Source organism: Weissella koreensis KCTC 3621 (genome assembly GCF_000277645.1).
In genome coordinates, this window is sequence record NZ_AKGG01000014.1 from 18,507 (window position 1) to 39,608 (window position 21,102).

22 protein-coding genes and 1 riboswitch are annotated in these 21,102 nt (G+C 35.9%); all 22 genes read right to left on the reverse strand.

The genetic code is table 11. The features are described from left to right. Nucleotides 1-2: 2 nt before the first annotated feature. The 22 genes from JC2156_RS05470 to JC2156_RS05575 all read right to left on the reverse strand — a co-directional run bounded on the left by JC2156_RS05470 (nt 3) and on the right by JC2156_RS05575 (nt 21,081). Complete coding sequence (locus JC2156_RS05470; RefSeq protein ID WP_006845628.1) at nt 3-794, reverse strand: YlmH family RNA-binding protein; 792 nt, start codon at nt 792-794, stop codon at nt 3-5. Between the two features lie 24 nt (nt 795-818). Continuing rightward, a complete protein-coding gene (locus JC2156_RS05475) occupies nt 819-1,082 on the reverse strand; it encodes a YggT family protein (protein ID WP_006845629.1) in 264 nt (87 codons plus the stop codon). A 12-nt stretch (nt 1,083-1,094) separates the two neighbouring features. Continuing rightward, entirely contained in the window at nt 1,095-1,583 is a 489-nt protein-coding gene (locus JC2156_RS05480; protein ID WP_006845630.1) for a cell division protein SepF, read from the reverse strand. A 13-nt stretch (nt 1,584-1,596) separates the two neighbouring features. Then, nucleotides 1,597-2,844, reverse strand: a complete 1,248-nt coding sequence (gene ftsZ, locus JC2156_RS05485) for a cell division protein FtsZ (protein ID WP_006845631.1) — start codon at nt 2,842-2,844, stop codon at nt 1,597-1,599. 30 nt (nt 2,845-2,874) lie between these two features. Beyond that, nucleotides 2,875-4,224, reverse strand: a complete 1,350-nt coding sequence (gene ftsA / locus JC2156_RS05490) for a cell division protein FtsA (protein WP_006845632.1) — start codon at nt 4,222-4,224, stop codon at nt 2,875-2,877. Between the two features lie 140 nt (nt 4,225-4,364). Next, nucleotides 4,365-5,222 (reverse strand): cell division protein FtsQ/DivIB, encoded by an 858-nt coding sequence (locus JC2156_RS05495; RefSeq protein WP_006845633.1) that lies wholly within the window; start codon nt 5,220-5,222, stop codon nt 4,365-4,367. A 27-nt stretch (nt 5,223-5,249) separates the two neighbouring features. Beyond that, nucleotides 5,250-6,344: an undecaprenyldiphospho-muramoylpentapeptide beta-N-acetylglucosaminyltransferase gene (gene murG / locus JC2156_RS05500; protein WP_006845634.1), complete on the reverse strand. Its 1,095-nt coding sequence runs from the start codon at nt 6,342-6,344 to the stop codon at nt 5,250-5,252. Further along, on the reverse strand, nt 6,344-7,696 hold the full coding sequence (murD, locus tag JC2156_RS05505) for a UDP-N-acetylmuramoyl-L-alanine--D-glutamate ligase (RefSeq protein ID WP_006845635.1): 1,353 nt from the start codon (nt 7,694-7,696) through the stop codon (nt 6,344-6,346). Before murD ends, murG begins: the two co-directional genes overlap by 1 nt. Before the next feature lie 45 nt (nt 7,697-7,741). Next, nucleotides 7,742-8,731 carry a phospho-N-acetylmuramoyl-pentapeptide-transferase gene (gene mraY / locus JC2156_RS05510; protein ID WP_006845636.1) on the reverse strand — a complete coding sequence of 330 codons (990 nt, stop codon included), beginning with the start codon at nt 8,729-8,731 and terminating at the stop codon, nt 7,742-7,744. 48 nt (nt 8,732-8,779) lie between these two features. Further along, nucleotides 8,780-10,909, reverse strand: a complete 2,130-nt coding sequence (locus JC2156_RS05515) for a penicillin-binding protein (RefSeq protein WP_006845637.1) — start codon at nt 10,907-10,909, stop codon at nt 8,780-8,782. A 16-nt stretch (nt 10,910-10,925) separates the two neighbouring features. Continuing rightward, nucleotides 10,926-11,285 carry a hypothetical protein gene (locus JC2156_RS05520; protein WP_006845638.1) on the reverse strand — a complete coding sequence of 120 codons (360 nt, stop codon included), beginning with the start codon at nt 11,283-11,285 and terminating at the stop codon, nt 10,926-10,928. A 24-nt stretch (nt 11,286-11,309) separates the two neighbouring features. Beyond that, on the reverse strand, nt 11,310-12,254 hold the full coding sequence (gene rsmH / locus JC2156_RS05525) for a 16S rRNA (cytosine(1402)-N(4))-methyltransferase RsmH (protein WP_006845639.1): 945 nt from the start codon (nt 12,252-12,254) through the stop codon (nt 11,310-11,312). 23 nt (nt 12,255-12,277) lie between these two features. Next, nucleotides 12,278-12,718, reverse strand: coding sequence for a division/cell wall cluster transcriptional repressor MraZ (mraZ, locus tag JC2156_RS05530; RefSeq protein ID WP_006845640.1), 441 nt, complete (start codon nt 12,716-12,718; stop codon nt 12,278-12,280). Nucleotides 12,719-13,019: 301 nt separating this feature from the next. Continuing rightward, nucleotides 13,020-13,406, reverse strand: coding sequence for a hypothetical protein (locus tag JC2156_RS05535; RefSeq protein ID WP_006845641.1), 387 nt, complete (start codon nt 13,404-13,406; stop codon nt 13,020-13,022). Nucleotides 13,407-13,418: 12 nt separating this feature from the next. Beyond that, nucleotides 13,419-14,180, reverse strand: a complete 762-nt coding sequence (locus JC2156_RS05540; protein WP_006845642.1) for an RsmE family RNA methyltransferase — start codon at nt 14,178-14,180, stop codon at nt 13,419-13,421. A gap of 1 nt (nt 14,181) precedes the next feature. Beyond that, nucleotides 14,182-15,138, reverse strand: coding sequence for a 50S ribosomal protein L11 methyltransferase (gene prmA, locus JC2156_RS05545; protein WP_006845643.1), 957 nt, complete (start codon nt 15,136-15,138; stop codon nt 14,182-14,184). A 249-nt stretch (nt 15,139-15,387) separates the two neighbouring features. Continuing rightward, nucleotides 15,388-16,863: an amino acid permease gene (locus JC2156_RS05550; RefSeq protein ID WP_006845644.1), complete on the reverse strand. Its 1,476-nt coding sequence runs from the start codon at nt 16,861-16,863 to the stop codon at nt 15,388-15,390. Between the two features lie 128 nt (nt 16,864-16,991). Continuing rightward, nucleotides 16,992-17,160, reverse strand: a riboswitch (Lysine riboswitch). Between the two features lie 59 nt (nt 17,161-17,219). Beyond that, nucleotides 17,220-17,579, reverse strand: coding sequence for a DUF1634 domain-containing protein (locus JC2156_RS05555; protein WP_006845645.1), 360 nt, complete (start codon nt 17,577-17,579; stop codon nt 17,220-17,222). Continuing rightward, the gene (locus JC2156_RS05560; RefSeq protein WP_006845646.1) at nt 17,579-18,418 is read right to left on the reverse strand and encodes a sulfite exporter TauE/SafE family protein; all 840 of its coding nucleotides are present in this window, start codon (nt 18,416-18,418) and stop codon (nt 17,579-17,581) included. Before JC2156_RS05560 ends, JC2156_RS05555 begins: the two co-directional genes overlap by 1 nt. Before the next feature lie 90 nt (nt 18,419-18,508). Beyond that, nucleotides 18,509-19,357: a rod shape-determining protein MreC gene (mreC, locus tag JC2156_RS05565; RefSeq protein ID WP_006845647.1), complete on the reverse strand. Its 849-nt coding sequence runs from the start codon at nt 19,355-19,357 to the stop codon at nt 18,509-18,511. Nucleotides 19,358-19,411: 54 nt separating this feature from the next. Then, the gene (locus JC2156_RS05570; protein ID WP_013989195.1) at nt 19,412-20,416 is read right to left on the reverse strand and encodes a rod shape-determining protein; all 1,005 of its coding nucleotides are present in this window, start codon (nt 20,414-20,416) and stop codon (nt 19,412-19,414) included. Nucleotides 20,417-20,664: 248 nt separating this feature from the next. After that, complete coding sequence (locus JC2156_RS05575) at nt 20,665-21,081, reverse strand: JAB domain-containing protein (RefSeq protein WP_006845649.1); 417 nt, start codon at nt 21,079-21,081, stop codon at nt 20,665-20,667. Between the last annotated feature and the right edge of the window lie 21 nt (nt 21,082-21,102).

Genomic DNA, 21,102 nt, shown 5'->3' on the forward strand with positions numbered 1-21,102 from the left:
TCCTATTTTTTGATAACATTTAAGCTAATTCGCCATTTATCTTTTTTTGTTTGTCCATTTATTTCAGTTATTTTTAATCGGCCATAGCGCCGGACCGAAATCAAATCGTTAATTGCTACGACCTCATCCGGGCGATCCATTACGGTCCAATTGATTTTAACTGAACCATGTTCAATCAACTCTTTTGCTTTGGACCTAGATATATTATACCCATTTGCGACAATAATATCCAACCTTAACGAAGCTGCCAACGTTTCTTCTAGTAAGTAATCCTGTAAGGGGTGTAATACGTCCCTGATATCTACTTCTAAATATCGAACTTTAACCCGTCCAATCCGCTCTAAATCAGGTGATTGTTGAACAAATTGTGCAATTGGATTAGTGACAATAATTTGCCAATTTTTCTGTTCGTCGGTAATAATATCGCCAATTCTATTTCGCTGTAAACCAGAATTAATTAATGCCCCTAAAATATCACTGTGATGTAATTCAGCAAATTTGATTGGATAATTAATTTGTATAACTTTCAAATCAAAATCATTAATATTCCAATCATAATAACTAGGAACTAATAAACCACGTTGGCTTTCAGCGTCTTCATAACCGCCCCAAAAATTAACTTTAATTTCATCATCACCATTAATCAACGTTTCCAAAATATAACGTTGACGAGGGTTCAAAAAATCGGTCAGGATAGGTCGATATTCATCATGCGCTTGTCGTAAAAGTCCTTCAGCAAAATCAATAAATTCTGATTCATAAGGTCGAAAATGTTGTTTAATTTTATCAACCATTTTCTCATCTCATTTCATTTTTAATTAATAAAACATTTGGCTAAGCATTCTTAATCCGAATTCAGCTGCTTCTAAAATTAAAATTGCAATCAGTGGTGAAAAATCTAACATACCAGTTCTAGGTAAAAGTTTTCGAACTGGTTCAACAATTAAATCACTCATCCATGTAGCCCATTGACCAAATTTACTTTGTAAGGCACCTGGAAACCATGACATCAAAGCAGTAATTACAATTAATAATTCTAATCCAGAAATTGCAAAGTGTAATAAAGCAAAGATTAAATTCATAAATACCCCTATTTAATTTTCAAAAGAGTTTCCTAGATTTTGTGAAATCGTTCCTGAAATTTCAAAATTATGTGGTGTCGCTAGGAAAATAGATTCTCCAATTCTTTGGACACTACCTTCAACAGATTGTGCAGCTCCAGCTAAATAATCTACTATCCTCATTGATTGAGAATTATCAATTGAACTAAAATTGATCAATGCTGCATTACCATTTAAAATCTCATTTACAATTTCTTTAACATCAGAATAAATTCGTGGCTCAAAAACCACTATTTTAGCTGTGTCTCCTAATTGTGCATCCATAGCTAACACATTTGGCCGTTGCACTTTAGGCTTTGGTCGTGAATCCGCATTATTAGCTGTATTAGCATTTCCAGTATTAGTGGATGGCTCTTCTTCATTATTATTTGATTCATCATAATACTCTTGTGATGATGAATTATATTCATAGTCTTCTTCATTAGAATTAAAAAAATTAGAAACTTTTTGCATAAAGCTCATATCCTATTCTCCGTTAGTTGTTACCCCGGTTTTTCCAGTTAAAGAATGGTGGACGTTCTACTTCTTCGTCATCTACTGTGTCATTTGATGAAAAAGTATCAAATGATTGAGTCCCAGCATTAGGGTCAGTCATTTTTGTTGCATCCGCTGGATTTGAATTCATATTTTGATTCGTATCGTAAGCATTCCATCCATCAAAAGGATCATTAGTTTTGACATTATTATTGATAGAAGAATTACCATCTGTCGCTGCTGCAGTATTATTAGTATTTGCTTGATTTAAATTTAATTCTGGCTTAGTTTGTGCTTCTCGATCGATTCCAGTTGCAACAACCGTCACAACAATTTCTTCACCCAAAGCTTCATCCAAAGTGGTACCAAAGATAACATTGACATCATCCCCAGCAGCCTCTTTAATTGCATCAGCTGCTTGCTGAGCCGCAAACAATGGCATACTGTAGCTTCCCTTAACAGAGAGCAAGACGTCTGTTGCTCCATCGATCTTAGACTCTAATAAGGGTGACTTAATGGCAGCCTTAGTGGCATCGGTTGCTGCACTTTCTCCACTAGCTGAAGCAATTCCCATGACAGCAGTTCCCTTATTCTCCATTACCGTTTTAACGTCAGCAAAGTCGACGTTGATTAGTCCTGGATTCGTGATCAATTGTGAAATTCCACTAACTCCATTTACGAGGACAGAATCGGCCATTTTAAAGGCGTCAACCATTGTAGTATTTCGATCCAAAACTTGAAGAAGGTTGTTATTTGAAACAACGATTAATGAATCAACATTTTTCTTTAGATTGGCAAGTCCTTCTGCTGCTGCTGTTCCACGCTTAGGGCCTTCAAAACTAAATGGTCGGGTTACAACCCCAACAGTCAAAGCACCTGCTTCTTTAGCAATACGGGCAATAATAGGGGCAGCCCCAGTTCCTGTACCACCTCCCATTCCAGCAGTAACGAAGACCATATCAGCACCGTTTAAAGCTTCTGCAATTTCAGCTTCAGATTCAGATGCCGCATCGGCTCCAACTTCTGGTCGAGCACCAGCACCTAATCCTTTAGTCTCTTTTGATCCAATTTGGATTTTAATTTCCGCTGGTGAACTAGCGAGGGCTTGAGCGTCGGTATTGGCAACAATAAATTGCACACCACTAACACCACTGGCGACCATCTGAGCGATTGCGTTTCCACCACCACCACCAACACCAATTACTTTAATTGCTGCTCCTACCGGTTGATTTTCGATTTGCATTTCCATTCGGATAATCCTCTTTCATAAATTAATTCTTTAATTAAACAACTCACTAAACCAATTTTTTATTCTATCCATAATACCAGGTTTACTATCATTGTTTATTGAGTTATTTGGAATACTTGGTTGAATCAGTTGTTCTTCTTCTATAATCTGTTCATTTGGAACTCGAACAACATTTTTTTCATATTTCTTAGATTCATCATTTGTAGGCTCAACTGTAAATGGTAACCCTAGCATCGCCTGTTTTACAATTAAAGCAACTTTATTTTGTTGTGCTGCATAATTCACTAAAGCCCAAGCCCCAACGTATGCCGGATTCTGCAAACCAATTTCATGAGGCATAAATAATTTTGCATTAATCCCATATGCTGCTTGTAAAATATCTTGGGTGTATCGCAAGGAAGAACTCCCTCCTGACACGATCATACCACCAGGTAATTGAAAGGCCGAAATAGTATCTAAACGTTCACCTAACTTAGTTACAATTTGTTGCATCCGAGCACCGATAATTTCACTTAATTCTAATTCAGAAATTCGAATCGGCTTTTTACCAACTGGTTCAACAGTTAGTAAATGTGCCTCATTAGCATATTGTGGTGCCGACACTCCAGCATCTAGTTTAAGTTGTTCCGCATCTTGATTACTGATATTCAAGACCTGACTGATATCATTAGTAATATTAAATCCACCAGCCCCATAGGTTGAAATGAATTTAATTTGATGATTTTGCACGATTGTGGCAGTCGTTTGACCTGCACCCAGATCCAGCAAAATTGTGCCAAATTCTTGTTCGGCATCTGTTGCAATGGTCTGGCTTGCAGCCAAGGGGGCCAAAACCAAATCTCGAAGATTTAGACCAGCCTTTTGAATTGCCGAGCGTAAGTTAGAAACCAATAGACGTGGACCAATATAGGCCGTGGCACTCAATGTTAAATGCGTTCCAACCATATCATTTGGATCAAGAACCCCACCTAAATCATCAACAGTGAATTCTTGAGCCGTTAAATCTAATACAGTTTGATCATGTTCCAATGGGATATTAACGGCAGCTTTTGTTGCAGCTACTACATCTTGGTAAGAAATATGTTGTGAATCTTGTGTTGTTACTGTTCCACGCACCAACCTCATTTGAATTGAATTGGCGGGGATACTTGCAATAACTTCAGTAAATTCTTGATTTGTCTGTTTTTTAACTTGCGATAAAGCTGCTTTGATATCCTGCGCCGTAGCGTCTATATCAACAACAACTCCTCGTTTTACGCCGTGGGAAATTGACCTCCCGACCGCAATCACATTCACTTGTTGATCTCTAACATCAGAAACTAAAACCTTAACTGTACTAGTTCCTACATCAAGACCAACAATAACGCCGTGATTAGCCATTGCCGATCCTCCTCTACCGTCTATTTTTTTATTATATTATTTTCAGTTTTATACTTAAAATAATACCATACATAACTGGATAAATCCTATTAATTATACGCATCATTCATGTTTTTTCAAAACAAATGATGCGTTTTCATTTAATATTGCTGAAAATAAGTTCCCACTTGGAAATTAAATGTTCCATTTTTATCGATCTGGGCAACCATACCTGGATAGTATTTTAATTTATTTTTAATATCAGACGCTTTAATTAAAACCTTATTACCATCATCCATGATCAAAATAACTTTCTCATCATCTTCATGATCTGGGCTCCAGATTACTTCTGAAACACTATTTTGCAATGCCTTAGAGATACCATTAAATTGCATCGCAACTCTTTTTATTGTTTTGTCATTTGGAAATTTCTCATAATTAGGGAGCCGTTGTGGTTTTTCGCCTACGGATTGAGCAGGGATAAATTTACCATCAGCTAAAATATAATAATTCTTATCTTTTTTGGTGACTAACCCCACCTTGGAATTCTCTTCAATTTTAATTTGAGCAACTTGCATGTTCAAATAACTAATTTTAACTTTTTTAATTTGTGAATTTTTTTCTGCACGCTGTATAAAATAATGCTGTTCACTGAGAAGTTGCCAGGCTGGTATTTTTTTATTAATACCACTTGCTGCTAAAACTTCTGCCTTAGTTAAGTCATGATTACCCGTGATTTCCACCTTTTGAAAACGCATCAAAGGTGATAATAACAAGATTAAAAGCAACGAAATAATTGATAGTATCACGATCATATGTATGCTATTTCGTTCCATCGCATTAAATCGATTTAATATTCGAAATGATTGTGATTTTGAAATAGCCTTAGGTTTCGGAGCACGTTTAGCTGATTGTCCTATACTTCTCGAAAAAAACTTATTGATCCTATTCCACATTTTTTGATCTTGTAATTTATCTTCTTGATGCTTCGATTCATCATTTTTATTTTTTTCATTCATAAGTGCTCCTCCCCTCCTTTTTGATATTTAGATAGCTGACTTAATTAGAGTAATAAATTGATCAGCAGAATCTGTTACACCCAATTCTTTAGCATGCTGAGCCATTATTTTTCGTTGATCCTTATTTAACATTAATTGATTAACTTTATTAACTAACGTCCCGCCTGTCAATTCATTTTCACGAATCATCAACGCTGCACCAGCATCAACCATACTTTGCGCATTTTTCGTTTGATGATCATTTGTAACATACGGACTAGGAATTAGAATCATTGGTTTACCTAATGCTGTTTGTTCCGCCAAGCTTGTTGCTCCTGATCGCCCGATAACCAAATCAACACGAGGCATAAGATCTTGCATGTTTGCAATATACGGAACAATTTTAATATTATGCTTTACTGTTAGTTTTTCAGACATGATTTGATCTTGAACTTGTTGAAATCTATTCTTACCCGTAGCAAAAATAATTTGGTAATCTTGCTCATTAAATGCTGGTAATGCTTCGACCATAGCTTGATTTATTTTTGGTGCTCCTTGTGAACCACCGAAAACTAAAACAGTTGGTAAATCATTTGATAAATTAAGTTCATCAAAATTAAATTTAGAATTCAAACTACCAGTCACCACCTGCTGCGCTCGTGGATTACCAACTAATGTAGCTGTATCAAAGAATTGTTCTGCCGCTGGAAATGCGATTCCAACTTTGCTCACCTTGCGTTTTAAAAATTTATTTGTAACTCCAATAACTGAATTTTGTTCATGAATCACTGTCGGAATTTTTAATAACTGAGCTGCGTAAAGGACTGGTCCGGCTACATATCCACCTGTCCCCACAACAACATCCGGTTGAAAGGCTTTTAGCAATTTTTTTGCTTTGGTTACAGCTTTTAAAAACAAGTAAACGGTTTTGAAATTATCCAATGAAAGACTACGCACAAATCCTTGAATTTTAACTGATTCAAAAGAGATACCTGCTGCTGGAACAATTTCTTTTTCCAACCCCCGTTCACCACCAATATAAAGAAATTCGACGGATGAATCCTGTTTCGACCATTCATCAATGGTCGCCAATGCTGGATAAATATGTCCGCCTGTTCCACCGCCTGAAAATACAACTTTCATTAATTTTGCTCCTTTTGCGCAATGAATTCCTGCATCGATTCTACGAAAATATCACCGCGAATTTCAAAGTTGTCAAATTGATCCCACGAAGCTGCTGCTGGTGAAAATAAAATAATATCGTCTTCATCACTAAACTCAAAAGCAGGTACAAAAGCATCTTTGACGCTCTCAGTTTCAACCACCGGAATGTCTAATTCAGACGCCAACTTTGTTAGTTTCGAACCTGTTTGACCAAATGTCACCATTGCTTTAACGTGCTCTTTTATATCTGGCAATAGCCGTGATAGATCGTCTCCTCGATCTAATCCACCAGCTAATAATATAACCGGTTGAGTAAATCCAGAGAGGGCTTTTTGTGTGGCTTCAATATCAGTAGCCTTGGAATCATTATAAATTTTACGATTCTTATATTCACTAACAAATTGCAAACGATGCTTAACTCCACTAAACTCATGTAACACTTTAGCAATAATCGAGGCTGGAACTTGATTTAAACGACCTATCGCTATCGCGGCCAGTGCGTTTTCTATATTATGATCACCTGGAACGCCTATCTGATCAGCAGCCATAATTTGTTCATCTTTAAAATAAAGCCAACCATCTTTCAAATACGAACCTGTTTGCGTTAGATTGTTCCGAGAAAATGGAATAATTTGAGCATGACTAGTCCGTGCAAGCGTCTGCCATTCATCATTATCCCAATTAATAATCAAATAATCATCATTTGTTTGGTTGCTTGTAATCTTTCTTTTCGCTGATACATATGATTCACGTGTTTTATGCCAGTCCAAATGAGACGAAAATATATTGGTAATAACGGCAAAATGCGGATGTATATTTGGGGTATCAGTCAGTTGAAAACTCGACAATTCAGTAACAATGACATCGTCTTTTGATGAATCTGGTGTCACTTCACTCACAGGGGTCCCAATATTTCCTGCAACCAAGGTGTGACCCTTAGCATTTGGCATTGCTCGCATCACGGCGGCAATCATCTCTGTCGTAGTCGTTTTACCATTTGAGCCTGTGATAGCTATCCAATTACCTTTGATATATTTTTGAGCTTCTGCTACTTCAACTTCAGTCTTAATACCACGTTCTTGGGCTGCTTGTAAAATCGGAATCGTATGAGGAATTCCTGGATTTTTAATAATTAAATCAATTTTATCCAACAATTCCACTCCTTGTTGCTGAGTGAATTTTATTCCCTGAGTTCTTAATTGTTGAATATGCGAATCTTCCAAATCCAAATTTGGATCTGAAACAAGTACATTTGCCCCTTCACGGTTTAATAATTTCGCTGCTGCAGCACCTGAACGTGCAAATCCAATTATTAATACTTGCTTAGTCATCAATCAACGCCCCTTTTCTTACTATTAAAATTACATTTTTATTCTTTATAACCAAATCACAAGATATAAAATTGCTGCTAGAAGACCAACTGCCCAAAATAATGTGTCAACTTGCCATTCATTCCAAGGATGCTTAGGATCCATTCGCCAACCACCTTTTTCAAAGGCGTGATGAATCGGTGCCATCAAAAAGACCCGCTTTTTGAAGAAATGATAAGTTCCAACTTGGATCATAACAGATAAAGTTTCTAGCATAAATACTAATCCAATAATCAGCAATGACCATTCAATATTTAAAACTAAAGAATTCATTGCTAAACCAGCCCCCAAGGCCAAAGATCCAGTATCCCCCATGAAAATTTTAGCAGGATTTTGATTCCAAACGAAGAAGCCTAACAAAGCTCCAATTACTAAGGCATTTAATGCCACAACGTCATAATTTCCTTGTTTTAAAGCCACAATTAAGTAAGCACCATAAGCAATCACTGTTAATCCAGTTGCCAAACCATCTAATCCATCAGAAAAATTAACTGAATTAGACCATCCGACCAACCAAATAATCGTAAACAATCCAAAAATAACCACATTTTGAATATTAACAAAACCTAGGTGTAGGACAAAATCAAAGTTACCCAATAACAAAAGTGAAAAAGCAACTAACGCTGCTAAGATCTCAGCAAACAATTTTGGCAAAAATCGAAAACCTTCATCCCGTTTTTCAAATATTTTTACACTATCATCAAAACCACCAACTAAGGCATACAATAAAATTGCTAACAAAATTGCCCAACTAGTAGGGTTCATTGATCCAAAGAAAATTTGCTTAATGACAAATAAAATTGTAATCGTCAAAATAAAACCTGCTCCACCCATTGTGGGTGTTCCTGCCTTAGCTTGATGATCAGGACCTTTTTCAGAATTTCGAATCACTAATTGTTGAAACTTTATTTTATTAAACCAATTCTTTAATAGATAAGTTCCTCCTAGGGAAACTAAAAAGGCAATTAAAAGCTCAGGTAACCACTTTTCGATCATTATTCATACTCCTCCAAAATTATTATTATTAATTTTAACATTCTTTAATCACGGGGTTTTAAATTTAACAGTAATTTCATGGATTCCGTCAGCAATTCTAGTATCGGGCAAAACCGACTGTTCTACTAAGAAGCCTTCACCACTTGAATTGATTTTAATATCCACTAATCGTCCCCAATTTTTAACATCTTTTTTAGACCAACCTTGCATATTAGGGACTTTAACGTTTCCTCCAGATACAATAAATACCCGTTGATTCAACAAGGTTTTCCCTCCACCTAATGGGTACTGATTTTTAACAACTTTACCATCACCAATCACTTCAGGTTTTAAATGGTTAGCTTCAATTTCAGATTTAGCTTTTTTCATTGACTCATTTTTAACAGCTGGAATTTTCGTCTGCTGCTTATCACTGATCACTGCTTTTTTATCTGAAGTGTTCATTTGCAAAGCTTGTTCCATCGTTGAAACGAATACATTCGACATATCCTTGGAAATATTATCGGTATTAGATTGTGGTTCTTTAACAACAATATACATCATGTAGCGTGGATTATCAGATGGAGCCATTCCCATCCAAGAATGTATTTCGTTAGTATTATCACCAGGTTGAGTATATCCAGCTGATGTTGAAATTTGAGCCGTTCCAGACTTACCAGTCGTTTTAACATTCGGAATTGCGTACATTGCACCTAATCCCTTAGGGTTATAAATAACATTTTCTAATTCTTTTCGAGTTGCTTTAGCCGTTGACTCTTTAATTGGCTTAGCCACTTTTGTTCGTTTTGCGCTATAGATAACTTTTTGTGTGTTAGGATCAACAATCTTAGAAATAATATTGGGCTTAATTTCCTCACCATTCCCAGCAATTGCTGAATAGGCTTGAATCATCTGAGCCGGCGTTACTTTAATTCCTTGACCAAATGCAGTATTCGCCTGTTCAATTGGATAGCGAAAATTCATTGATCCTGATGTTTCGGAGCTAAACCCCATGTCAGTAGGTTTTAAGAATTGGAAACGATCCAAGTACTTACCCCAAGTTTTAGAACCCATTTTTTGCTCAGTTAAAACCATTGCCACATTCGATGAAAGTGCAATTCCGTCAGTATATGAAATTCTTCCCCAACCATCACCGTTGTTCCAATCCTTAACAACCTTGTCATCAACTTGAATTTTCCCAGAAGAATAAGTATTATCCCCATTCCAATTGTTTGTATCAATCGCTGAAGCTAAAGTAATTCCCTTTAAGACAGATCCTGGTTCATAAGGTTCCTGTACTAACAAATTTGACCAAAAATTACCAAAGCCAGATTTAGTCGTCGCGTTATAGGTCGGTCGTTGCGTCTCAGCAACAATATCACCCGTTTTAGTATCAACTATCGCTGCAAACGCCTGTTTTGGTTGCATATCGGCTTGCAATGCATTCATTTTATCTTCAAGAGTCGACTGAAGTTTAGTATTCAGAGTTGTGTATATGTCATAACCATTTTTAGCTTCCACATTTTTAGTTTTTTGACTAAGATTACCATTTTTAATATTATTAGCACTAACCCCAGACTGTTCTGTTAATTGTTTGTTCCACGAACCTTCTATTCCCGAAACCCCTTTAATCTTATTTGAACCAGACGAACTGGCTTCACCAATTAAATCTGAAGCAAATTGTCCATTTGGATAAAGACGTGCCGGATGGGCTTCAAAAATCAATCCAGGAATATTTTTTTTCTTAATAGTACGATATTTTTCTTGAGAAATATTAACCCCATTACTTCCAAACTGAACTTGAAAATAATGATGTTTAATTCCATTTTTGATTATTTTTTTATAATATGAAGCATCGCCGCCTAATTCTTGCGCAAGCTCTTTTGAAACAGTGTTAACTTGGCTATTTTTTAAATATTTAGGCTGATCTTTTTGTAAGACAATAATAGCCGTGTAAACTGAAGAATTTTCGGCTAACACATTTCCAATTGAATCATAAATTTGTCCTCGTTTAACCGATTCTTGGTCTTGATTTTCATAAAGATTTTGGGCTCGTTGCTCCAAATTAACGTGATCAACTGAGTGAGTTACGGCAACACTAAAAAAACGGGAGCCAATATAGAAAATCACTCCTGTCAGAATACACAGCATAAAAATAATTGCGCCATGTGATCGCTTCATGTTTCCTTTATTTAACATCCGTTTTCCTCTGTTGTTATTTAACATTCTTAATATTACTATTCTCTAACGACATTCCCGCCTTCTGTGCGACTTCATTGAGTCGTTGTTGTGTCGTTAAATTACTAATTTGTTCCTTAGTATCATTATTTTTATTTCTAACATTGTCTAGTTGCGTAGAGTTAGCTTGAGCAACCTCATTTAGAATCGTAGCTCGGTTAGAAATCCAGACGCTGGCTACTCCAAAACACATCGTAATGAGAATCGCACAAATAATATGTTTTATTTCATTACGCCAAGGCGTTTTAGCATATCGAACCCGTTGTGCTGGCATTTTCTTTGGCCGTTGCTTTGGATTTGGTTGTTGCGGTTGCCATTGTTGCGCATTTTGGGCCATAGTCTCATTCCTTTCATACCCGATTTAGCGAATTCTTTCAATTATTCTTAATTTAGCCGAATGTGCTCGACGGTTTTCTTCTAATTCATGTTCATTAGCATAAATTGGCTTGCGATTGACTAATTTAAAATCGGGCTGCATCTCATCTGGTATTACTGGTAGTCCCGATGGTAAATCTGGCAACTGTGTTTTTTCTTTAAACATCGTTTTAACCAAACGATCTTCTAAACTATGAAAAGTAATCACTGCAATCCGGCCATTAACGTTTAACATATCTAATGCTTGTTGGAGTGATTCTTCAACTGCCCCTAATTCATCGTTTACGGCAATTCGAATTGCTTGAAATGATTTTTTGGCAGGATGACCACCTGTTCGCCGAGCTCCCATAGGAATTGCTGACTTAATAATATCAACCAATTCAAACGTGGTTTCTATTGGTTGTTCCATACGAGCCCGTTCAATAGCACGGGCAATTCTTTTAGCAAATTTTTCTTCACCATAACGTGATAGAATTCGCATCAAATCATTGAAAGACCATTCATTAACTACTGTTCGAGCATTCAAAGTTTGCTTCTGATTCATTCGCATATCTAACGGTGCATCATAATTGTACGAAAACCCACGTTGACCATCATCAAATTGAGGCGATGAGACACCCAAATCATAAACAATTCCATCAATGCTTTGTACACCAACCTCATTTAAAGCTGTCATTAGATTTCTAAAATTATTTTGAATTAAAGAAACTTTATTTGTTTCAATTTCATTTTTTAAATGTTCTTGATTATAATCAATTGCCGTTTGATCTTGATCAAATGACCATAATTTTCCAGTCGTTAACTCACTGGCTAAAAGCTTAGAATGTCCACCTCCGCCTAAAGTTGCATCAACATAGGTACCTGTTGGCTGAACTGCCAGATTTTCAATTGCCTCGTCTAAAAGGACCGTGATATGTTTAAATTCCGTCATACTATTTCCCTTCATCCATTCAGTTAAATATCAAAGCCTAATTCAGCTAGCTCATTTGAAATGTCATCAAAGTTATCCGTAACATCAGCATTGTATTGCTCAAAACGTTCAGTATCCCAAATTTCAAATTCATCATCTCCATAACCAATAATGGTGATGCTTTTTTGTAACAAGGCGTGTTCTTTTAAATTATTAGGTAAAACAATTCGGCCTTGCTTATCAAATTCAACCTCTGTTGCCCCAGCTAAAATAATTCGCTTAAATTGACGCACTTTTGCGTTATTTGATGGTAATTGATTCAACTTACTCTGGTAGGTCTCCCATCCAGCCTGACTATATGCATGTAAAGAATGTTCATTCCCTTTGGTAATAACAAAACCACTTCCTAATTGATTTCGGAATTTAGCCGGAATAATTAAACGATTTTTAGAATCCAACGTATGTTGGTATGTTCCCATAAACATTTAACTATCCCTTCTTTACACTTGAATTAGAGCATATTTTTAAATTTATTAATTGCTTTTCAATATGTATAATTTACCACTTTACACCACTTAATACCACTCTAAACCACCGCCATTCACCATTCAGTGGAATAGTTTTTGCAATTTTTTTTTAAAAGCCTATTCCTATGCGTATAATTCGGTTAAGCTCAAATGTTAAAAAACGTTTAAGAATATTTATATTCAATTAATTTTTATACGTTTTATCAAAAAAAGACCTAATTCTTTCTTAGAATCAGATCTTGTTATAATTAATTTTCATCTATTTAACTTCTTTAATTCCCCCATCAATTGGGATTTGGTCATCAATATCAACTTCAGATTCTTGTCCCATCGTGTATGCATAAAGTTCAATAATAAAATATACAATTCCAAAATAGTATCCATATGCATCTGGAAATAGATTTAAAACAACGCCTAGACAAAAAATAAGTGGCCAAACAATTAATAAATACCAAAATGATCCATGACGACGTAGATAAATACCCACAAAGACACTAAAAATAATATTAATAATAAATAAGCTAATAATTACTCCCAAAATTTTTAAATTACCTGTTAATTCTTTAATAGCAAATGGGATTAACAATCCAAAAACTGGCATTAAAATCCAAAATTTCCAGTCAGCAATCTTTTTAAATTCGCGCATAATAGCCCCTCCTTATTTAATTTTAATTTGCGAATGATCTAATTCTAATGCAAAGCTCAATACACTCATGGCATACAAAGGTGCTGTTTCTGCTCGTAAAATACGCGCACCTAAACTAGCTTTTTTGAACCCTAAGTCCTCTATCCTACCTAATTCTTGCACTGAAAGGCCACCTTCAGGTCCTATCATAAAGCCAATTGATTTGGCTACCTCTGCATCTTCAATCGATTGAACTAATTGACTTTTTTCACCGGATTTGGCACTTTCTTCCCAAGCTACCACTTTAACCATTTGATCTGGTAAATCAAGCTGTTCGATTTTTTCACAATACTGAACCGTTGGTATTCTTAAACGATGACTCTGTTCAGCTGCCCCTTGAGCAATTTTATTTAAACGTTCGATTTTACGCGGAGCTTTGCTTCCCCAATGTGCTACCGACCAGTCCGTTTCTACTAAAATAAAATGATGTGCTCCTAATTCCGTCGCTTTTTTTATGACATCATCAGGTTTATCACCCTTTGTTAATCCTAGAATCAACGTTACTTCCACAGGCAATTCTACAGTTTGCTCTAGAACTGGTCCCAACTTAACAATTGTTTCCATATCATCAATTGAAATCACCTCACCCACCCGAATGGTTTGCTGATCATTAAAAACAAACTCAGCCTTTGTACCAATTTTACCACGCAAGACTTTCATCAAATGATGTTTTATGTCATCTGGTAATTTAACTAAATCATTTTCAGGTATTTCATCTAAAAAATAACGTTGCATATTATTCTCCTGCAATTTTCAAATGTGCAATTACTCCGTACCAATCACCAATCTGCATAACCTCATCAATAGCATAATTTGCATTAACCAAATTAGTTTTTATAACCTCAATCTTATCAAAATAGATACCTGATAATAAGAAATCACCACCTGGTTGCAAATATCCCTCCACTTCTGGAATTAACGGTAGCAAAACCTCTGTTAACATATTTGCTACTACCAAATTATATTTTTCCGTTTTTGGAACACTTTTTAATAAATCACTAGCTATAACAGATACATCTTTTGCGATCGGATTTAAATCTAAATTAGTCTGAGCTGATCGAACCGCCACTTCATCAATATCAGTGGCTAAAATATCTCCCACGCCCAATTGTTTAGCCGCAATACTCAAAACCCCAGATCCCGTCCCGACATCCAAAACGCGTTCGTTTCCCCGAACTACCATTTCTAAAGCTTGCAGCATCAATTTAGTAGTTGGATGTGTCCCCGTTCCAAAAGCCAAACCAGGATCTAAAACAATTAATTTCTCCATTTGATCTTGGGGTGTATATTCTTCCCATTTAGGAACGATTGTTAATTGCCGAGTTACACGAACTGGATGATAATACTTTTGCCATTCTGTTTCCCAATCCTGATCCAACACTACAATTGACGTAACAGTTCCTGGTGCAGCATCTAATCCAAATTCATTTAGTTGTTGCACTTTGTTAGTAATTTCAAGTGTTATTTCAGGCAGATGAAGTCCAAATGCAAAGAAGCCAATGACTAATGCTCCATTTTCACGATGTTTTACATCATCCCAATCTATAAAAACAGTTGCATCATTTGGTTCAAAGTGATCAACGTCAGCAGAATCTTCAATTTGAACACCTTCAGCCCCTGCTTCCATTAAAATATTACTAACTGCATCAACTGCTTCAGTTTGAGTCTCCACTTCAATTGTGTGCCAGCTCATCTTATTTTCCTCACTTAATTTAATTTAATAATATTAAGAATATCATATCATTCTATTTAATACATTCTGAATTTTAAAGATAAAATTATCCTTTAATATTTTACTTAACTTTTAAACCATTTTATTTTCTATCAATTTAAAATAATATTTTATTTAAAAATAAAAGCCCGAATGTCAAATTGACATTCAAGGCCCATCTAAGGAAAATAATTCCTTATTTTATTTATAATAATATTTCAAACATTAAGCCTATTTTTTAGCTTCACCAACAGCTCCTAAATCAATTTCTTCTAATTTTCTTAGTTTAGATTTATTTTTAATCTTATATCCAAAATATAAAAGCAAAAATAAAGGAATTGCCATATAGGTGGTAATAATACCTTCCCAGTTCCACTCGGAAATTTTTCCATGAAAGGCACTTAAATCTTGTCCGACTACGACAACAATACTCAAGAACAATGCTAGCAATGGACCGATCGGGAACCATTTAGCATGATATTTCAATTCATGAACTGAATGGTTTTGACGGTGTAGGGCTCGACGGAAACGATAATGTGAAATAGCGATTCCCATCCAAGCGATAAAACCAGATAATCCAGAAGCAGCTACCAAGTAATAATAAATATTTGGCCCCAAAATGGCAGTTAAAAATGTCAATAAACCTATAAAGACTGTTGCCAAAACTGCTGGTACTGGTATTCCTGTTTTACTATTAACTTTACTAAAAATTTTCGGTGCTAACTTAGTTTCACCCATTGACCATAACATTCTTGATGATGCATATAGGCCAGAATTAGCAGCTGAAATAACGGCCGTCAAGATCACAGCATTCATAATCGAAGCAGCTGCAGCAAATCCAGCACGTTTAAATACCAAGGTAAAGGGTGACATCGCAATATTACTTTCTGATGACCGTAATAAATTTGGATCTTTGTAATAAATGATGGCCCCAATGATAAAGATAGCTAAAATATAAAATATCAAGATTCGCCAAAATACTTGTCGAATCGCCTTTGGAATAGACTTAGTTGGGTTTTCTGATTCACCAGCTGTAATTCCAATTAATTCAGTTCCTTGAAATGAGAATCCTGCAACCATAAAGACAGCTAAAATCCCATTAATTCCGCCTACAAATCCATGTTTACCACCAGCACTCAAATTATGAGCTACATCTGGCTGATAAGTGAAAGCTCCAAATATCATTAAGGCTCCAATAATCAAGAAAGCAATAACTGCAATCACCTTGACCATCGACATCCAAAATTCTGTTTCACCATATGCTTTAGCCGAAAGTAAATTGATTGATGTAATTAAAACTAATACTAATGCTGACCAAATCCAAGATGGAACATTAGGTAACCAAAAGCCCATTACCACACCCACAGTAGCTGCTTCAACTGCAACTGTGATGGCCCAATTAAACCAATAATTCCACCCCATAGCAAATCCAAGGGCCGGTTCAACATACTGATCGGCATAAACCGAAAATGATCCCGAAACTGGATTGTTAGTTGCCATCTCACCCAAAGAAGTCATTAGGAAGAAAACCATAATTCCCATAACCCCATATGCAGTTAACGCTCCTAGAGGGCCGGCTTGCGAAATTGTAGCTCCAGAAGTAACAAATAAGCCTGTTCCTAATGTTCCTCCTAATGAAATCATCGACAAATGTCGTGTTTTCATGGTTCGCTTAAGCTTTTGCGGACTATCACCATTATCTGACATAAAAAGTCTCCTATCCTTTTCTTCATAACACAATATAGTATATTTAAACAAATAAAAAGCCTACGAAATACTATGTAAGAGTGTTACATAACGTTTCGCAGACTTATTTAAAGTCAATTCGATAGGAATCATCGATAAGCGCTCCGTAATGTATCATTACGACAATCTAGTTGCTATTAACACCTAGACCAATGAAAAATATGTCTATTTTCCATTTCGGCAATATCCCCTTTCTTTAGTCTCTAAGCCTACCAGCTCCGCTAAATAATGATGTCAATTGCGACCTCTAATCTTTATTCGTTTATAATAGCAAATTATACTTTGCTATATAATATATGTCAATTATTAAATAATTATTACTTTTGACTAATTCCAAAAATCATCGCAACAATCAATATCAGCAAAACTAATGATGTAATCCACATGTAAGTCCAATCTTTAACCTTCATAAAAGCAAACACAGAGGTTAAAACTCGTATCACTGGTGTTAGAATTAGGACAAACAGTCCACCCATAAGCCATGCATTGGGCTGTAGCACTAAAATTCCACTTAAAATTTTATTTAATTCAAGATATGAATAGTATGGAATAATCTCTTTATTATTCCTAAAGACTAAGAGCAAGCAACCAAATAGCATTAACCCGATAGAAATTGCTATTCCAACACGCAATATTTTACCGATAATTAATTCCAATCGACTCATTTCATCTTTCATTAGCCTATCCCCAACCCCTTCAAAATTAACTGTAACGCCATCAATAACACAAATGGTATAAAAATTTGGCGAATTAACTTAGCTGGTAAATGTTGCATTAATCGAGCTCCAATGGAAGACCCTACGATAATTCCTAAAGCAATTGGTACTGCAATTACTGGCTGAATCATCCCACTGAAAAAATAAATCACAGCCGAGGCCGCTGCAGTAACTCCCATCATTAGATTAGAAGTTGACGTTGAAGGCTTAAGTGGCATTTTCATTACGCCATCCATCGCCATAACTTTGAAAGCACCTGAGCCAATTCCAAGCAAGCCAGATGCAATACCAGCTCCAAACATAACGGCTGCTCCCCCTGGAACATTCTTCAAAGAATAACTTACATATTTTTTAGTGTTTTTATCATAATATGATCCATTTAATTGTAGTTTTTCAGCTAAATCATCATGATTAACCTCAATTTTTTCATAATTTTTTGCCCGTAATTTCTTCCACATATTCCAAGCTTGAAATATCAATAAAGCTCCAAATAAGAAATATAGAACTACTCCGTTAAAATAACCGGTTAATAAAGCCCCGATTAATGCTCCAACAGTAGTAAATATTTCTAAAAACATGGCAACTCTAAGGTTTAAAACATCATCTTTTAAAAATGCAATGGATGAACCAGAAGAAGTTGCGATAACCGCAATAATTGATGCTGCAATTGCATATTTAATATCAACACCCATTAAGGTTAACGCCGGCGTTATTAAAATACCCCCACCTAATCCTAAAATGGAACCTATTAAGCCTGCAATAACACCAACTAATAACATTATCATTGCTTGTGTAAGCATTTTTAATCCTCATTTTCTTTACTCGAAAAAACAAGAGATTTGGAACAATTCCAAACCTCTTGTAATTAATTTCAATGATCAAGTATGTAGTTACTTCTGAATAGCAACAGAAACAACTGGAATATTATTGAAATTCATTGAAGGTTTGATATAGATTTTCTTTGACAAACCATAATCATTCGCTTCAACTGAGCTAACTGTTCCAACAAATAATCCTGCTGGAGTAACTCCGCCTAATCCTGATGTAGTAACTTTATCTCCAGGTTTGATTTCAACATCTGAAGTAACATATTCCATTAAAATTTTATTCTTAGTCTGATTAAATCCAGTAATTAGTCCATCAACCATTTGTCCCTTGTCAGTTGCAATACGAATCGCAAATCGATTTGCGGTTTGACTATTATCTGACAACAATTCAACCTTTGAACTGGTATTTGAAACCTGTGAAATTCGACCAACCAAACCACCTGACCCCATGACTGGCATATTCTTCTTAATTCCAGCATTTGAACCCTGATCAATCACCAGTTGAGTTTGCCAATTTACAGGTGAACGTGAAATAACCGAGGCATTCACTAAGGAATAGTCTGTTAATGTATCTGTTAATTTAAGTTGATCTTTTAACGCTTTATTTTCTGAGCGCATAACTTGTAGTTGAACTTTAGCTTGTGCTAATTCGTCCACCTTCGCACTCATTTGTTTATTTTCTTGATAGGTACTAATTAGATTATCAATACTGTTAAAACCATGTTGTACACCACCAACTGGAATGGACACCGTATTGGAAATCCAACTAGTAACATCGTTTAACATTCGATTTGGCATTGATGGTCCTTTATCAGAACGCAATGAATACGAACTAAATGTCAAAACACCTAGAGTCAAAATTGTAATAATAACCCCAATTACTAATCGTCGTGCCGTAAATATTTTTTTCATTACAATACCCTTTTTTCAGTTCCACTTTCTTAAGCGAATCCGGCCCCTCCAGGATTAATTGTTTTTCATTGCATCAATTGACTTCAACGCTTCTCCAGTACCGATCGCCACAGCTTCCAATGGATCATTCGCAATAAACACCGGCACTTTAGTCTGTTCTGAGATCACTTCATCAATATTTTTTAACAAAGCGCCCCCCCCAGTCAGTACAATTCCATGATCAATAATATCGGCTGCAATTTCAGGTGAAGTTTCTTCTAGGGTTTCTTTAATCGCAATAATAATTTCTGCGATCACATCACGTATAGATGTAGCCACATCCACGGCCGTAATTTCGATTGTTTTAGGCAAACCAGTCACTAAATCACGTCCCCGAGCACTACTTGATGGCATTTCTTTTGCAGATTCAATATCAGCTGATCCGATTTCCATCTTTAAGCGTTCTGCTGTCTGTTCCCCAATCAAAACTGAGTACTTTTGGCGAATATATGATGCAATTGATTCATCTAACCGATCACCCGCTAAACGAATCGAACGAGATGAAACAATCCCCCCAAGTGAGATCGTCGCAACATCAGTTGTTCCACCACCCATATCAACGACCATTGAACCAGTTGGCTCTGATACAGGCAATCCAGCACCTACAGCAGCAGCAAATGGTTCCTCAATTACATAAGCATCTCTGGCACCAGCTACCCGAGCAGCATCAATCACAGCTCGTTTTTCAACTGCCGTTACACCTGAAGGAACTCCTACAGTAACATAAGGTTTTGAACCATAACCCGATAATGCAGTTCCTAAATAATGTTTGAGCATTTCTACCGTGGTGTCGTAATCAGCAATTACACCATCGCGCATTGGACGAATAGCATTAATTGATCCAGGAGTACGTCCAAGCATATCTTTGGCAGCAGACCCCACAGCAACAACCTTATTTGTTTTCTTATTTCTTGCTACAACGGTGGGTTCTCGAAGTACAATACCCTTCCCCTCAATGTAGACAAGTGTATTAACAGTTCCTAAATCGATTCCTACATTTCGAGTTCCAAATGAAAACACAACAATCACCCACTTTTCTCTATAATCTGATCTTATCCAATAATAGTTTAAATTTTATCACAAATATGACTTGTCTTCCAATTAAATATCATAATAATTATGCTAGCTTGTAAACTTATTCTACACCGTTTATGAAGCACAAACTATCCCCAATGTTAACGACCTTTTTTAGACTGATTTTACTATCAAAATTAAGTCTATAATTATTAAACTAATTCCAGGATAATATAATTGTAATTCGCACCTAACTATTGATTAAAAATTGATGTATCAAAATTCCATAATTCCATAATTGTTCTTACGTCATAATGTAATGAAAAACTGCAATAGTCTACTTGACTGATGATAATGAAGTCTTGTACGTGAATTTGCATTAAGGTTCCACAAATTGCAATTTGGCGAGCCGTTTTTAGATCCGATTGTGATGGCGCTAAATTTCCGCTAGGATGATTATGTATTAAAATCAAAGCATAAGCATTTAAGGCAATGGCATTTCGAAATACATCACGTGGATGAATTTGGACATTAGCCAAGCTTCCTTTAGCGACACAAAAATCGCCAATAATTTGTGCTTGTGTATTGAGATAGACAGCCCAACACTCCTCTTGTGGTTCTGATCCTAACTTTATTTGATATTGTTGGATTAATTTATTTGTTTTTCCCATTATTATCCCTCCGGTTAACAA

Bases quoted from the DNA above. Each gene is read 5' to 3' on its own strand.
- mreC (WP_006845647.1), bottom strand. From the start codon at position 19,357: ATGAAAAAAATATTTACGGCACGACGATTAGTAATTGGGGTTATTATT.
- JC2156_RS05495 (WP_006845633.1), bottom strand. From the start codon at position 5,222: ATGAATGAAAAAAATAAAAATGATGAATCGAAGCATCAAGAAGATAAA.
- JC2156_RS05475 (WP_006845629.1), bottom strand. From the start codon at position 1,082: ATGAATTTAATCTTTGCTTTATTACACTTTGCAATTTCTGGATTAGAA.
- ftsZ (WP_006845631.1), bottom strand. From the start codon at position 2,844: ATGGAAATGCAAATCGAAAATCAACCGGTAGGAGCAGCAATTAAAGTA.
- JC2156_RS05515 (WP_006845637.1), bottom strand. From the start codon at position 10,909: ATGTTAAATAAAGGAAACATGAAGCGATCACATGGCGCAATTATTTTT.
- JC2156_RS05540 (WP_006845642.1), bottom strand. From the start codon at position 14,180: ATGCAACGTTATTTTTTAGATGAAATACCTGAAAATGATTTAGTTAAA.
- ftsA (WP_006845632.1), bottom strand. From the start codon at position 4,224: ATGGCTAATCACGGCGTTATTGTTGGTCTTGATGTAGGAACTAGTACA.
- mraZ (WP_006845640.1), bottom strand. From the start codon at position 12,718: ATGTTTATGGGAACATACCAACATACGTTGGATTCTAAAAATCGTTTA.
- murD (WP_006845635.1), bottom strand. From the start codon at position 7,696: ATGACTAAGCAAGTATTAATAATTGGATTTGCACGTTCAGGTGCTGCA.
- murG (WP_006845634.1), bottom strand. From the start codon at position 6,344: ATGAAAGTTGTATTTTCAGGCGGTGGAACAGGCGGACATATTTATCCA.
- JC2156_RS05535 (WP_006845641.1), bottom strand. From the start codon at position 13,406: ATGCGCGAATTTAAAAAGATTGCTGACTGGAAATTTTGGATTTTAATG.
- JC2156_RS05560 (WP_006845646.1), bottom strand. From the start codon at position 18,418: ATGCTTACACAAGCAATGATAATGTTATTAGTTGGTGTTATTGCAGGC.
- JC2156_RS05520 (WP_006845638.1), bottom strand. From the start codon at position 11,285: ATGGCCCAAAATGCGCAACAATGGCAACCGCAACAACCAAATCCAAAG.
- JC2156_RS05470 (WP_006845628.1), bottom strand. From the start codon at position 794: ATGGTTGATAAAATTAAACAACATTTTCGACCTTATGAATCAGAATTT.
- rsmH (WP_006845639.1), bottom strand. From the start codon at position 12,254: ATGACGGAATTTAAACATATCACGGTCCTTTTAGACGAGGCAATTGAA.
- prmA (WP_006845643.1), bottom strand. From the start codon at position 15,138: ATGAGCTGGCACACAATTGAAGTGGAGACTCAAACTGAAGCAGTTGAT.
- JC2156_RS05575 (WP_006845649.1), bottom strand. From the start codon at position 21,081: ATGGGAAAAACAAATAAATTAATCCAACAATATCAAATAAAGTTAGGA.
- JC2156_RS05550 (WP_006845644.1), bottom strand. From the start codon at position 16,863: ATGTCAGATAATGGTGATAGTCCGCAAAAGCTTAAGCGAACCATGAAA.
- mraY (WP_006845636.1), bottom strand. From the start codon at position 8,731: ATGATCGAAAAGTGGTTACCTGAGCTTTTAATTGCCTTTTTAGTTTCC.
- JC2156_RS05555 (WP_006845645.1), bottom strand. From the start codon at position 17,579: ATGAAAGATGAAATGAGTCGATTGGAATTAATTATCGGTAAAATATTG.
- JC2156_RS05480 (WP_006845630.1), bottom strand. From the start codon at position 1,583: ATGAGCTTTATGCAAAAAGTTTCTAATTTTTTTAATTCTAATGAAGAA.